We start from the raw sequence: 13,286 nt of genomic DNA, 5'->3' as shown, positions 1-13,286 counted from the left end.
TAATACGCTTGTTTAGGGAAAATCGCGACGATTATGAAAGCCATTATTATAGGGTCGACAAAACATTTGGCCTTTGCGCTGTTTTATGCATCCTTAGGAACCAGCCTAGCATTAATCGCGATGGCCGTTTGGTATTTGAATTCTCGTCCCGACTTATCACTCTGGCATACAACTGAATTAACCTCAGAATATCGTGCCCACAGCGATGTGAGTAGTTTTTCAGAGTATATGCAGCTTGAAGACAAGCTGTTCGATGAGCTGGAAAAAAAGATTTATCTTGATCCCAAAGCGCCTCAGCCGTTTGATGTTATCAATCGTTATGTTCGTGGCAGTTACTCAGATCCTGCACTCTGGTCACAAGACTGGAATCGAAGCTATGAATGGGCCAACGCCGATGCCGAGTTTGGGGTACTACTCATTCACGGCATGTCAGACTCTCCTTATGCCATGTCACACTTTGCTAAGCACTATAAAGACCAAGCCCATGTGCTAGGTTTAAGATTGCCTGGTCATGGTACCTTGCCGTCGGCATTGACGCATATCTATTGGCAAGACATGGCTGGGGCTGTGGCACTGGCAACAGCGCATATGAAGCAGGTGTTAGGTGAAAAACCACTGTATTTAGTTGGCTTCTCTACCGGAGCTGCATTAGCGCTTAATCATGAGCTAGAGCAGATAGCAACCGACAAAGGGACTGATTATGCAACCATGGTGTTGATCTCTCCGGCAATAGGTTTACCCCCGGTTGCCGCTGGCGCAAAATGGCAGGCTAGGCTCGGGACGGTACTCGGTTTAGATAAGTTAAGCTGGAACAGCATTCAAGCCGAATACGATCCGTTTAAATATGGCTCCTTTGCCGTGAATGCCGGAGATGTGGTGTATCAGCTTTCATTGCGTAATCATCAACTTGTTCAGCAGTTAGGCTTTAAAGCGCTAGAAGAGTTGCCTCCCATACTGACGTTTCAATCCCTGACCGATGATACCGTTGATACCAGTGCGGTGATCAGTTCGCTATACAGCCTGCTGCCCGATGCTGACCATGAGTTGGTATTGTTCGATATTAACCGAACCAAAGTGAATTTGAGCCTTATTTTAAATGATCCACTCGAGCCTTACCGGCAGATGATGGCTAAGGGAGAGTTTAACTATGACTTTACCTTAATAGAAAACCAGAGCCCCGAGAGCAGAGAGCTTCAAGCAAGACGCTTAAATGACAACGACGTCACATCACTTGGGTTAAGTTGGCCAAAACAGGTTTACTCTTTGTCGCATGTTGCACTGCCTTTTCCAAAAAGTGATGCCCTTTATGGTCCGATTTGGGATGATAAAAAGCCGCATATTCAGATTGGTACTGGTGCATCCCGTGGTGAGAGAGGCGTGATCAGTGTGTCAGCCAGTGAGATGTTGAGGCAAAAGTGGAACCCTTTTCATAGCTATCTGCTTGAAAAAATGGATGAGGTAATCGTTCCCTAATATTAACTAACGATCCTGCTAAAAAGTTCGCCCTAACTGTATTACTCTCACGGTTTTGTCGAGTCTATGAGTCTTCTAAGGTGGTGAAAACGAGCTGGTTTCTGCCAGAGTTCTTGGCTTGATAAAGGTTGATATCGGCCTGCTTGACCCACTCATCCAGTGAGGCGTTGAAGCTTCCGTTACCTATGACGGCACCTATGCTGGCAGTCACTTGGAATTGTACTTTATCTGTTTCTAGTTCAATTCCCGTCTCTTGTAATTTCTGTCTAAAGCTTTCTAAATGCCCCTCAATTTTCAGAGCATTACAAAGGGGCATAATCAGTAAGAACTCTTCGCCGCCATATCGCACTATAATGTCTGAGTCGCGTTTAAACTCCTGACTGAGGAGCTCGGCAACGCGTTTAAGGGTGAGATCGCCACCATCATGGCCGTAAGTGTCATTAATGAATTTAAACTTATCAAGGTCCAGTAGGGCGATGGCAATCACTTCATCACTACGCTGACAAAGCTCCTGAATAGCAGGGAACTTATTCTCGGCGTAGCGGCGATTATACAAGCCTGTGAGTGGGTCTTTCTCGGCTAATGCCTGTAATTTGTTGTTAGCGCGCTCTAACTCTAGGGTTCGCAGCGCCACCTTTTCTTCAAGTTCGAGCTGATAACCAATAAGTTGGCTTTTACTCTGTTGTAAGCGCTGAAACAGTGTGTAGATCTCCTGCGGTGACTCTTCATCTACCGCATATTCGCTGTGAGGCCCCTGTGGTGTTGTGCTGAATTTGTTGGCGATATTTTCTAGTGGCAAGGTAAGGCGCCCGCTGATGACGTGCGAGATATAGATGGTGATCGATAGCGCAACAAATAATATTGCAAATGTTGCTAAATACATGCCTTCAACCAGTTCCACTAAGGGGCGAAAAGGATTAAGCACGAATAGCTGCCAGTCATTTTCGAGCTTCACACTAGCATAGACGTACTCAGGGGCCATATTGTCACTATGGGCGATATTAAGCATAGGAAATGGGGTGATGTAGTTCTTACTGGGTACCGAGTAACTAAATTCTGACAGCGGAGTAATATCCAGATTATCAGAGGCATAAATTACTCGACGGTTTTTATCTATGAGCACTATGGACTGGCTATGGCTGCCAGTATTGACGTGGTCGATTGCTTTGAACTCCTGTAGGTCAAGTGAACCTTCGATGATCCCTATGGGCTGATGAGGAGTATCAGGGCGATAGATTGGTGCGCTGATGGCGACAATCGGATCTTGCCCAAAACCTTTACCTAAGAAAACGGGAGAAGTGAAGTGACGTTGATTAATAAAGGCTTCAACAAAGTAGCTCCTATCTCGAATATCGAATTCAGGCTGGCTCTCTAGGCTAGAAAGAAGTGACGCTGGACTGGCACTAATGACAGTCCCTTGTTTATCTGCCAGTAGCATGGTGATAAAGCCCGGGTAATGAGTGTGCAGCTGAGATAATAAAATTTGTTCCTCAACTTCAGCATATTGATTTAGGCTGAGCCATGCAGCCGCATTCTTAATCGCTTGGGTATGAGAGTTTAAGTAAGCCTGAGTCGATAGCCCTAAATGGTCGGCAGAGTTTTCGATATTTTGATAAAGCAAGGCTTGTTGGCGTTCGATAAACTGATTGTTAAACAGTAATGCGGCTAACAGCAGGGCAACGGTAATAACCAGCGTGAAAGTATAGGTGAGCTGGGCATTGAAGGTACGCCTAGGTGCGTCTTTGAGCTTGTTTTTAAAATGCCAAAAAGAAGGGATTAAGATAATCAACAGTGAGCCAATACAGGCGTAGACGAGCCCATTGATCCCTTGCTTTAAAATAACGAAAGCGATATGGCTACTGGGCAGGTCGGTGAATAGAAAAATATACAGGTAAAACAGTGGCATTCCTATGAATAACCAAAAACCGAAGCTGGCATATAGTGCGTAGAGATGGCTTCGCCTAGCAAAGCCAAGACAGAGAGCCTCAACGCCAAATAGAAAGTATACATGGGGACTATCCCAGACCATCATTAACCCAGTAACGGTAATTATTGCAGTGTAAAGTGCATACCAAGGGCCAAGTAATATGGCGGCAATAACATAAGATACGTTGCCGAGGATCAGCTGTATGTTAGCAAACAGATGGATGGGATAGAGGTTTATAACTAATCCAATGAATCCTAACACCGAGGCTAGCAGCAGTTTATTATTTTCTATTTTCCCCAATACAATTCGCCTTTGTTTTGATTAGAATGGCTTTGATTAATGGTACCGATATTTACAATTTATTAACTTTGTTCTGTGATAGCAACTTATAACGAGAAGCTGAACCCTGCTTGAATAAAAAATAGTCAATGATTGAGGTGGTTTTACAGAGTAACAGGACGTTTAAATCTATGCGGATTAAAAGGAAAAAGTACTATTTTGGTGATATGTCTGACCTTGCTCACATCCTTTAAAAGTCATCGGTCCGCCATTCAGCTTTTGTTCAACTCCACCGCCAAATTTAAGTTTCAATTAAGGTTAAGTCATATCATGGTAGGCAAGTCTGCAGAGGGACTAAGTCTTTCATTTATTAGGCAGCATTAACAAAAATAAGCCTTAACAGTTTTGTGACAACACAAACATTAAGTGCGATAACTCCGATATTAAGGAATGCATATGAAATATTTAACTTTGGTTGCTGCGTTAGCGTTTTCTGCTTCAGCTATGGCTGTAAACTGTACAGATTGCCATGAGACAATTAATGTCGAAGAGCATACTGAAATGGAAGCAACCATTGCGACTTGTAACGATTGTCACGATATGGGAAGTGCTCACGAATTAGATAAAGAAGTTCACACTCCAGATCTAACAATGAAAGAGTGTGCTGACTGTCACGAGTAAATACTCAGGCAAGATTAAAAGCGCTGTAATATCAGCGCTTTTTTTATGTCTAATCTGCAATTATCTGAGCTTTGTGATTTATAAATAGTGCAGATATAAAAAAACCAGCTAATAAGCTGGCTTTTTTATTTGATTTGGTCGGGATAACAGGATTTGAACCTGTGATCTCTTGTCCCCCAGACAAGCGCCTTACCGGACTAGGCCATATCCCGAGATATTCTACAGAACCGTTATAGCAATTTATAACTAAGGGGGAGCGTTCTGAAGAGCCAGCACTTTATCAAGTCATTTTTATTAGCGCAAGCTCTTCATTCGTTTAAACGGTTCATTTGCTTAGTTTATAATCTTTAGTGGGTATGTAGTCGGCGTCCTTCGCGCATGACCTCAATCAACTCTGGTGCGCTCATTTTCTTCTTTAAGCGTTTACGGTACTCACTGTCATAGATCCGATACTTGCCGTGACGGTCAATTACGGTAATTTCTGACGGTTGATAAATAGCAAATATTCTATGGTCGCCAACGTATACCCAGCTCTTGTCGCTTGGTTGCATCAAGCTTTGGTCTGAGCTGTAATCTGATGCCGGATTAGTACAGCCTAAGATTTGGGTCATAATCGCTGGGACTAAACCGTTATGGGTGGTGCGATAATTAACCTGTTTTGGCGACACTTCGTTCGGCCAATGAATGATCATAGGTACACGAACACTGTCTGGAGACAGGTTAACCCGTGCTTCATCGGGGTTACTGGTAAACATCTTACCGTTAACGCCAGTAATGACCACCATCGTCCCTTCGGGTAGGCTATTCACGACCTGCTCAATCTGCTTATCGATAAAATTAAGCGATTGACGATATTGGTTAAATAGCACTTTTTGTGCAGGTTTTAATTTAGCCTCAGATTGTACAGTTTTAATGCCAAGGAAGCCGATAGGTGTATCGTAGCTATCGGGGGACTTTAAGTTGAGCAGACTAAACCAAGGTTGGCGGGCTGAATCGGTCCACTGCTGCCAGTTGGCTATGGATTGTAGATCCGACTTGGCATAGCTATTTAGATGCTCGGCATCGATTCGTTCAAAATCTTTGTATATTGCCAGCGGGGAGGCCAGCGTATCTTGTGTGGTAAATAGCCCTAATTCATAGCCCTTAGAAGCTAATTCTTGGGTTAATACTGGACTTTGATAATGTAGATCTACGTCGTTGGAGTAACTGCCTTGTAGGCCGTAGAGCAAGCTAAACATGCCACTATTGAACTGGTTGCCGCCACTGAGGTGCTGAGTAAAGTTCACATTATGCTTAGCGTAAGACGATAGGAACGGCATCGTTGATTCATTGACAAGATCGGCACGTAAGCTGTCTACGGCAATGACTAATATATTAGGTTGGCTATCGGCATGACACTGCATCGGCTCCAGTGGATACTGCAGGCGAGACTTAGGTGGTGTTTGGCTCTGGTGATCTTGAATGCCTTCTATTCCATAGCTTTCCATTAAGCTCTTTGCTGTTGCTGGGTAGGATAGCGGATAGGCGTCATCAAAATGGGTAATTTCGGTGACATCGGCAGCGTCGCCCCAGATATGAATGAGGTGGCTGGACACAAAGCAGATCCCAACAATCGCAACAACCTTGTTGCCGACGTTACGCTTACGGATTCTCTCGATCCGCTTCCACAGGAAGTTGGCAAGGGTGAGTTCTATCACCAAGATGGCAATAGGGGTAATAATGTATGAGGTGCCGCGAAGCAGAGCATTTAAGTCTGCCCATGCGAGATCAAAAACAAAGGGGCTTAAATGAAGACCATAATCATCATAGATAACCGTATCATAGAGCAATAAGCATAAACTCAAAGTCGCCACGACTGCGGCATATCCCCTGAGGATCCTTGAATAGGGAAGCAATAACGTTATCGGGAAAATAAAAACCAAATAGACCATAAAAGCTAAAAAGCTAAAATGGCCTATGGTGCTGATCACTAAGTAGCCCCAGCCAATAAAAGTTTCAGGAAGTCCAATGCTGTCGAGGTAGCGATAGCCGACGATAATGGCGAGTAGGCCATTAATAAAGGCAAACCAATGTCCCCAGCTTACTAATCGTGAAACGCGATCACGTCCAATCTGTTTTTGTCGCTCGACCATGTTGTTCCATTTATTGTTTAGGCTTTATGAAGGTTAACCTAAGTCGGTTAGCCTTAACTTGTTCAGCTTAATTATATCTATCTTAGTTAGCTTTGACTGACTGCGATAATGCTTTAGCAAATTGCTCTGCAACCACTTCACGAGCTTCAGCGGGAACTTTGTTTTGCAAAAGGTGAGTTACGCAGTTACCTAACGCCATTAAGCTTAGGTCTGTTGGAGATTGGTGCTTCTCTAAAACTGCAAGTAACTCTGCAATAATTGACTCTACTTGAGCGTTAGAATATTTGGATTGAATAGCCATAATGATAAAGGTTCACTTAAAATCTTAATTAACGGCATATAATAACGGATTTTTTGCAGAAGCTCCGCACTTTTTGTTCTCCTTTTTGGGATGACAGTTTGATTGAGCCACTCTATTGCTGATAATGCCGAGTTTGTGCGGCATATTTGCTGGCGTTTTTATGAAGATTACAGCCTGCATTGGGCTCTTCTACTTGCTGCTTTTGGCGAGGCCAGATTGTGGGCATAGTGGTTTTAAATGAATTTTTTAGCTTCGAGTCGTGATTGAAGAGATATAGATTTTTAACACCTCTCTGGTATGATAGCGAGCATTAGAATGTTGTTGGTTTAGGGGGGATATCTCTTCCTCTATACAACGGCAGAATATCAATTATTTACACTTAGAGCGTGAGCCAAAGCATGCGCTCCTTGCCAAATTTATCGAGGCTCAATGAGTATTAACGTCGAACAAGCAATTATCCACTCCATTTCTCAAGATGGTGAAGGTCAACTTAGTTGTCGATTACGTCCACAACCTCTGCTAAACAGCCAAGCGGTTGAGGCGATGCTAGAAGAGTTGCATCAAACCTATACCACTAAAGCGGGTAAAGGATTTGGTCACTTTGGTATTAATGGAGAAGATGGCGAAGCCAACACTAAGTTTGAAGAAGCGTTAACGACTTATCGTCAGGGCGAGCTGGGTTTTGTAGAGTTTTCTGGCATCGCTGGCAAGCTTTTGCAAGAGGAGCTGGCCAAATATGACTTTAGTACCGGTGGCTTCCTATTGTTGTCTTGTTATACCTATATGACGAGCGACTATCTGTTTGTTTCGTTACTTAACGCAAAATCTTCGATGACAGTACTCGATGATATGGAGCTGTCGCAAAATACCCACTTAGATCTTAATAACGTGCAACTTGCGGCGAGAATCGATTTAACAGAGTGGCAAGCCGATCCTGAATCGAAAAAATATATCTCCTTTATTCGCGGCCGCGCGGGTCGTAAAGTCGCTGATTTCTTCCTCGATTTCATGGGCTGCGTTGAAGGCGTAAACACCAAAGCACAGAATAAGTCGTTAATGAACGCGGTTGAAGATTTTGTGGGTAATAGCGAGCTCACCAAAGATGAACGTCAGCAAGCCCGTGAGCGAGTATTTGATTACTGCACCGAGCGTTGTGATGAAGGCGCGTCGATTCAGATTAAAGACTTAGCAGACGAGCTTGCAGACCAAGGTATGGACTCTTTCTATGACTTCGCTCAGGGGGGCAATTATGAACTGGAAGAGGAATTTCCTGGTGATAAACCAACCCTAAGGCAGTTGAAGAAGTTCTCAGGTACTGGTGGTGGCGTAACACTAAGTTTCGACGGTCAACACCTTGGTGAGCGGGTTATTTACGATCCAGTTTCAGACACCATTATCATTAAAGGTGTACCAGCAAACCTAAAAGATCAGCTCGACCGTCGCCTAAAGGGCGAGTAACCCTTAAAGTGTCAGCATGACAATGGGTGTAATGAATTTGAAAGCCGAGCCTTAGTAGCTCGGTTTTTTGTTATTGCATATCACCTTGGAGTGTCATTTTATACCTGAGATTGAGGGCTGTGCGGAGTAAATAGACACTCAGACTAAAAAAGTCGAATGTTATCTCTGTTCAATGTAAGCTACGGCTATTATTAGAAGAGTCATACCTGCTTGACTCTAATTAAGTACATTTATCCTGCGGCCATTGCTGCGTGGACTAAGGCCGGTAGACTGTTTTTCTACCTAGGAGCGCAAATGCAATTGTTTGTTAAAGATTTAACGGTTATCGATTTTTCTTATCTTTGTCCTATTAGAGGCATGGTGGGAGAAAGCTGGATTGTTGATGTGTTACTCGATGGTGGTTTAGATGAGCAAAACATGGTGCTCGATTTTGCGAAAGTGAAACGAACCATTAAGAGTACCATTGATGATGTGGCTGACCATCGTCTTCTGATCCCGACAGCCTGCAGTGAAGTTCGTTGGCAACAGCAGGGCGACAGGGTATGGATGGATTTTACCAGTCAACAAGGTGAGATACACCTTGCCTGTCCGTCAGAGGCTTTTGCACTCATTCCAAGCGAGATAATCGATTTTGAGAGTGTGAATAAATTTTTGCAGCAGGCACTAAAAGAGGCATTACCGGCAAATGTTGAGGGGATCTCGCTGACACTCAGAAATGAAATTCACGAGGCGCCTTATTATCATTACAGCCACGGCTTGAAAAAACATGATGGTAACTGCCAGCGAATAGCTCACGGTCATCGTAGCCCGGTCACCGTGTTTGAAAATGGCGTTGCGGCACCCAAGTGGGATGAGTATTGGGCTAAGCGTTGGCAGGATATCTACTTAGCCACGGTAGAGGATCAGGTATTAGTCAGTTCGCTAACCTTGTCGCCCCAAGCGGTAGTCAACGATGATACTCATTATGGATTTCACTATCAGGCACCACAGGGCGACTTTCAACTAGCAATGCCTAAAGGGCGTTGTGACATCCTTCCACATGATACAACCGTTGAGTTACTGGCTGATTATATGGCGCAAACTTTAGTTGAAAAAACGCCAAGCAGTGACTTTAAAGTGATTGCTTATGAAGGGGTTGGTAAGGGCGCGATTGTTAGTAAAGCAGCGACTCAAGCTGCAAGTTAATAAGCATATAAGGAGTGGCTTTGAGAGCTTTTACTCGTACGATTTTTACCTGTGTATTGACCAGCATGGCTTTTCAGGCCAATGCTGCGGTTGAGATAAACGGTGAGTTATCCCAAGGGGCACTTGTTCGAGCTAAGGTGCAACCCGGCACGCAGGTGTTTTTGAATGATGAGCCAGTAAAAGTGAACGCTCAAGGTCAGTTCGCCTTTGGTTTTGCCAGAGAGGCAGAGCTAGAGCAGATGCTCAAATTGGTTTACCCCGATGGTTTGACCGAACTGAAGCCGTTAACACTGACAAAGCGCGAGTATCGAATTCAGCAAGTAAATGGGATCAGCAAAAAAATCATGAAACCGGATCCTAAGGCACAAGCGCGTGCAGCAAAGGATTCGAAGCAGGTGAAAGCAGCAAGGGCGCAATTTACGCCAAGTGATGCTTTTAATCAGCAATTTATCTGGCCCTTAACGGGTAGGATCTCCGGAGTTTATGGTAGCCAGCGTGTTTATAATGGTAAACCCGGTACGCCACACTACGGTGTAGATGTCGCGGCGAAAACGGGGACCGTTGTAGTGGCTCCGGCCGATGGGGTGATATCTCTTTCTGTGCCAGATATGTTCTATTCTGGTGGCACCATGATTATTGATCATGGCTATGGTGTTAACTCGAGTTTTCTGCACTTGAGTAAGTTGTATGTTAAAGAGGGCGATGTGGTGAAACAGGGAGACAAAGTTGCAGAAGTTGGCTCTACAGGCCGCTCTACAGGCCCGCACCTTGATTGGCGCGTGAACTGGTACCAGATGCGACTGGATCCAACGACTATCGTGCCTTCGATGAAGAGCGTACTGGCAAAAGAAAGCGCCAAGTAAATAAAAAAGCAGCCTAATGGCTGCTTTTTTATTGGGAAACTTAAACTGGTTCGGCTTATTTGTAGCGCTTCTTCCATTTAAATAATACTGAGTATTTCCAGAGGTTTTTAATTACGAAGTAACCCCCAGCTGAAAAAATACCCGCTAAAACCAAGCAACCTAATAGGAAAGGTGGGCCGATCGTCGAAACAGAGGCTTGGACCCATTGCCAGCTTGCTTCGAAATTAAACGCCTGAGGCTCATGTCCTAGTAGCGTCGCGCCTAAAAGGTAGGCGATATAAAACATAAAAGGCATGGTGATCGGGTTCGTTACCCACACGAGCGCAACGGCTAGTGGAAGGTTGACGTTAAATAAAATTGCCAATGCGGCGGCCAACACCATTTGAAATGGCATCGGGATCCATGCTGCAAACAGGCCTACGGCAAAGGCGCCGGGGGCTGAGCGGCGGTTTAAGGTCCATAAATTGGGTTTTAGGAGTAGATCGCCAAACATGCGCAGGTGTTTGTGTTCGCGCAGTGTTTCAGGCTTAGGCATAAACTTTTCAATTATTTTTTTTGGCATAACTTCAATTTGCTGTCTTAACTTACTCACTATGAATCGATTTATGTGTGGCTATTGCATCACTATAGTTTCAGCGCTGCTTTGGCCTGCTCTACCAAGTCTCTCTATTCTACCTGTACTTATCGTGGCGGCTATTATCGCCTGTAAACGCATGCCATTTATCGCTGGAAGCTTAATTGCGATTAGTTGGATTAGCCTGTTTTATTCATTATTAATGGACTGGAATACAGGTGAACGAGTCGATACATTGAATGTCGAATCGCAGATCATATCATTTGTTCATACAAACGGCGACCGGATCAGTATGGATATTACGCTTATTGATTCGGTTTCCCCCCATATTCTTAATCGCAAGCTTAGATTAACTTGGCGTGATGCGCCGCCGGTCACACCAGGCCAGCGCTGGTTATTAACCATAAAGCCTAAGTCCATTACCAGCACATTAAATCAGGGCAGTTTTAATCAACAAAAGAATTTATTGGCTAAACATATTATAGGAAAAGGCTGGGTTGTTAGTGGCCAAATGTTAACAAATGAGCCTGATTACCGTACAAGATTAATTATAGCGTTGAAATCAGTGTTGGCCGATGATGGAAGTGGCGACCTGTTACTTGCGCTGTTGGCCGGAGATAGGAGCGCTATTTCATCAGCACGTTGGCAGCAGCTTCGAAATACTGGAACGGGTCATCTGTTTGCTATCTCAGGTCTACACCTTTCTGTGGTATCACTTTGGTTGTTGATCCTGGCTCGTTTATTCTTGTATCGTTACTCGCCAGTTAATAGTCGCCGAAATTGGCTGTTGTGTTTGGCTATCTCTGCTCTGGGAGCAATCGGTTACGCATATCTTGCAGGCTTTTCTGTTTCTACACAGAGAGCGCTAATCATGCTGCTGGCATTTGTCTGTTTTAGCGCATTGAAAACTCACTCCTCAAGTTGGGAAAGGCTACTCTATGCACTCTTTGTCGTCCTAGTTCTCGATCCCTTGAGTATGTTAAGTGCTGGCTTTTGGCTCTCTTTTAGTGCCTTGGCTATTATCTTACTCACTGTGAGTCAGTATCGGTTTACCGATGAGGCGTACAGCGCCAATATCAAGGTTACGTCAAGTGCAAGTGTCGCCCCTGCTTGGAATTTGCTTTTGTGGAATAAGCTTCGCACGGCAGCGCTCTCATTTTGGGCGGTTCAGTGGCGCTTAACTCTTGGGCTGTGCGTGGTTCAGGCGATCTTTTTTTCTGGAGCATCGCTGGCTAGTTTAGTCGTCAATCTGTTGCTTGTGCCTTGGTTTACCTTGTTGCTTATTCCTATAAGCCTGTTGTCGTTATTGGTTTTTATTCTGCTCACCAACTTAGGTTTATCGACCACAGGCGTTTTTACTCTTGCGGCTTATGCTATGTCGCCAGTGGTCAGTATATTGGACTACAGCAGCTCTGTTGATTTTGTGTGGATCGATCTCGCTAATGACGTTATCGCTACTTTGACGATTGCATTAATAGGCCTTTACCTTATGGTCAATTTTAAACAAGCGCGATGGCGAGCCTTATTGTCGGTGATGTTCATTCCCTTGTTGCTCACGATTATGTTTAGATTGCTGCCCATTGATGATAAGCGCTGGCAGGTTCATCTACTCGATGTGGGCCAGGGGCTTTCTCTCGTGATAGAGCAGAATAAGCGAGCCATTATCTATGATACAGGCGCTCGTTATGGCAACAGCTTTAGCTACGCAGAGCGAGTCGCGTTACCGTTTCTTACCAGTAAAGGCATCAATGAGGTTGATTACTTGGTGGTAAGCCATGGAGATAATGATCATGCTGGTGGGGCTGAGGCGATTATTAAGCATTATCCTAACGTTAAGCTGATCTCTGATCTGGCAACTGAGCTTAGGCCTGAACTGGCTGGCGTTCAGCAAGTTAGCTGTAGACCAAAGACCCTTCATTGGCAAAGGCTGACTCTAGAGCTGTTGGCTCCGAGTGAGGTAACCTCTGGTAACAATGGCTCATGTGTGGTTAGAGTGAGTGACATTACCAATAGTGTGTTACTTAGTGGCGATATAGAGAGAAGTGCAGAGTTGCAGCTACTTGCTAATACTCATAACAGCGGCGCTAAATTGCAGAGCCGAGTGTTAATTGCGCCACATCATGGTAGTAAGACCTCATCAACCGAAGCTTTTATCGATGCAGTATCACCTGAGTTGGTTCTTTTTCCTGCTGGGTTTCGAAATCGGTGGGGATTTCCTAAAGAAGAGATCGTTGAGCGTTACCAAAAACGCAATATTTCGACTTTAACCAGTGGAGAATTGGGGCAAATAAGTATTTTATTTAATCGAAAAGATGTGGAAATTCGTACATACCGGTCAGATTTTGCACCATTTTGGTATAACCAAGTGTTTAGGTTTGGCCAGATTAAAAATCCAGAGTAGAATGCTTCTTTT

10 protein-coding genes and 1 tRNA gene are annotated in these 13,286 nt (G+C 44.4%); 6 read left to right on the top strand and 5 right to left on the bottom strand.

Annotation, left to right across the window (positions count from 1 at the left end; translation table 11 throughout):
- Positions 1 to 33: 33 nt before the first annotated feature.
- Entirely contained in the window at positions 34 to 1,473 is a 1,440-nt protein-coding gene (locus JMA39_RS18870; protein WP_202723427.1) for an alpha/beta hydrolase, read from the top strand.
- 64 nt (positions 1,474 to 1,537) lie between these two features.
- Here the strand turns inward: JMA39_RS18870 and JMA39_RS18865 are convergent, their stop codons facing one another.
- The gene (locus JMA39_RS18865; protein ID WP_202723426.1) at positions 1,538 to 3,700 is read right to left on the bottom strand and encodes a sensor domain-containing diguanylate cyclase; all 2,163 of its coding nucleotides are present in this window, start codon (positions 3,698 to 3,700) and stop codon (positions 1,538 to 1,540) included.
- A gap of 435 nt (positions 3,701 to 4,135) precedes the next feature.
- Here JMA39_RS18865 and JMA39_RS18860 point away from each other — a divergent pair, with 435 nt between their 5' ends.
- Complete coding sequence (locus JMA39_RS18860) at positions 4,136 to 4,360, top strand: cytochrome c3 family protein (protein ID WP_202723425.1); 225 nt, start codon at positions 4,136 to 4,138, stop codon at positions 4,358 to 4,360.
- A gap of 135 nt (positions 4,361 to 4,495) precedes the next feature.
- On the opposite strand, the gene JMA39_RS18855 is transcribed toward JMA39_RS18860, so the two are convergent.
- The 3 genes from JMA39_RS18855 to JMA39_RS18845 form a co-directional block, all read right to left on the bottom strand.
- Positions 4,496 to 4,572, bottom strand: a tRNA-Pro gene (locus JMA39_RS18855).
- Between the two features lie 135 nt (positions 4,573 to 4,707).
- Positions 4,708 to 6,492 carry a DUF3413 domain-containing protein gene (locus tag JMA39_RS18850; protein ID WP_202723424.1) on the bottom strand — a complete coding sequence of 595 codons (1,785 nt, stop codon included), beginning with the start codon at positions 6,490 to 6,492 and terminating at the stop codon, positions 4,708 to 4,710.
- A gap of 82 nt (positions 6,493 to 6,574) precedes the next feature.
- Positions 6,575 to 6,793, bottom strand: a complete 219-nt coding sequence (locus JMA39_RS18845; protein ID WP_202723423.1) for a YejL family protein — start codon at positions 6,791 to 6,793, stop codon at positions 6,575 to 6,577.
- Between the two features lie 429 nt (positions 6,794 to 7,222).
- Here JMA39_RS18845 and yejK point away from each other — a divergent pair, with 429 nt between their 5' ends.
- The 3 genes from yejK (at position 7,223) to JMA39_RS18830 (ending at position 10,299) form a co-directional block, all read left to right on the top strand.
- Positions 7,223 to 8,251, top strand: coding sequence for a nucleoid-associated protein YejK (yejK, locus tag JMA39_RS18840; protein ID WP_202723422.1), 1,029 nt, complete (start codon positions 7,223 to 7,225; stop codon positions 8,249 to 8,251).
- 294 nt (positions 8,252 to 8,545) lie between these two features.
- On the top strand, positions 8,546 to 9,436 hold the full coding sequence (locus JMA39_RS18835) for a 6-carboxytetrahydropterin synthase (protein WP_202723421.1): 891 nt from the start codon (positions 8,546 to 8,548) through the stop codon (positions 9,434 to 9,436).
- Positions 9,437 to 9,501: 65 nt separating this feature from the next.
- A complete protein-coding gene (locus JMA39_RS18830) occupies positions 9,502 to 10,299 on the top strand; it encodes a M23 family metallopeptidase (protein ID WP_202723469.1) in 798 nt (265 codons plus the stop codon).
- Positions 10,300 to 10,354: 55 nt separating this feature from the next.
- Here JMA39_RS18830 and JMA39_RS18825 read toward each other — a convergent pair whose 3' ends face one another.
- Positions 10,355 to 10,861 carry a DUF2062 domain-containing protein gene (locus JMA39_RS18825; RefSeq protein ID WP_202723468.1) on the bottom strand — a complete coding sequence of 169 codons (507 nt, stop codon included), beginning with the start codon at positions 10,859 to 10,861 and terminating at the stop codon, positions 10,355 to 10,357.
- A gap of 31 nt (positions 10,862 to 10,892) precedes the next feature.
- Here JMA39_RS18825 and JMA39_RS18820 point away from each other — a divergent pair, with 31 nt between their 5' ends.
- Positions 10,893 to 13,274 carry a DNA internalization-related competence protein ComEC/Rec2 gene (locus JMA39_RS18820; protein WP_202723420.1) on the top strand — a complete coding sequence of 794 codons (2,382 nt, stop codon included), beginning with the start codon at positions 10,893 to 10,895 and terminating at the stop codon, positions 13,272 to 13,274.
- Positions 13,275 to 13,286: the final 12 nt, after the last annotated feature.

This window comes from Shewanella schlegeliana (genome assembly GCF_016765635.1).
In the GTDB taxonomy this organism is placed as follows: Bacteria; Pseudomonadota; Gammaproteobacteria; order Enterobacterales; family Shewanellaceae; genus Shewanella; species Shewanella schlegeliana.
The sequence above is the reverse complement of the archived record's forward strand: the minus strand, read 5'-3'. Positions and strand labels throughout refer to the sequence as shown.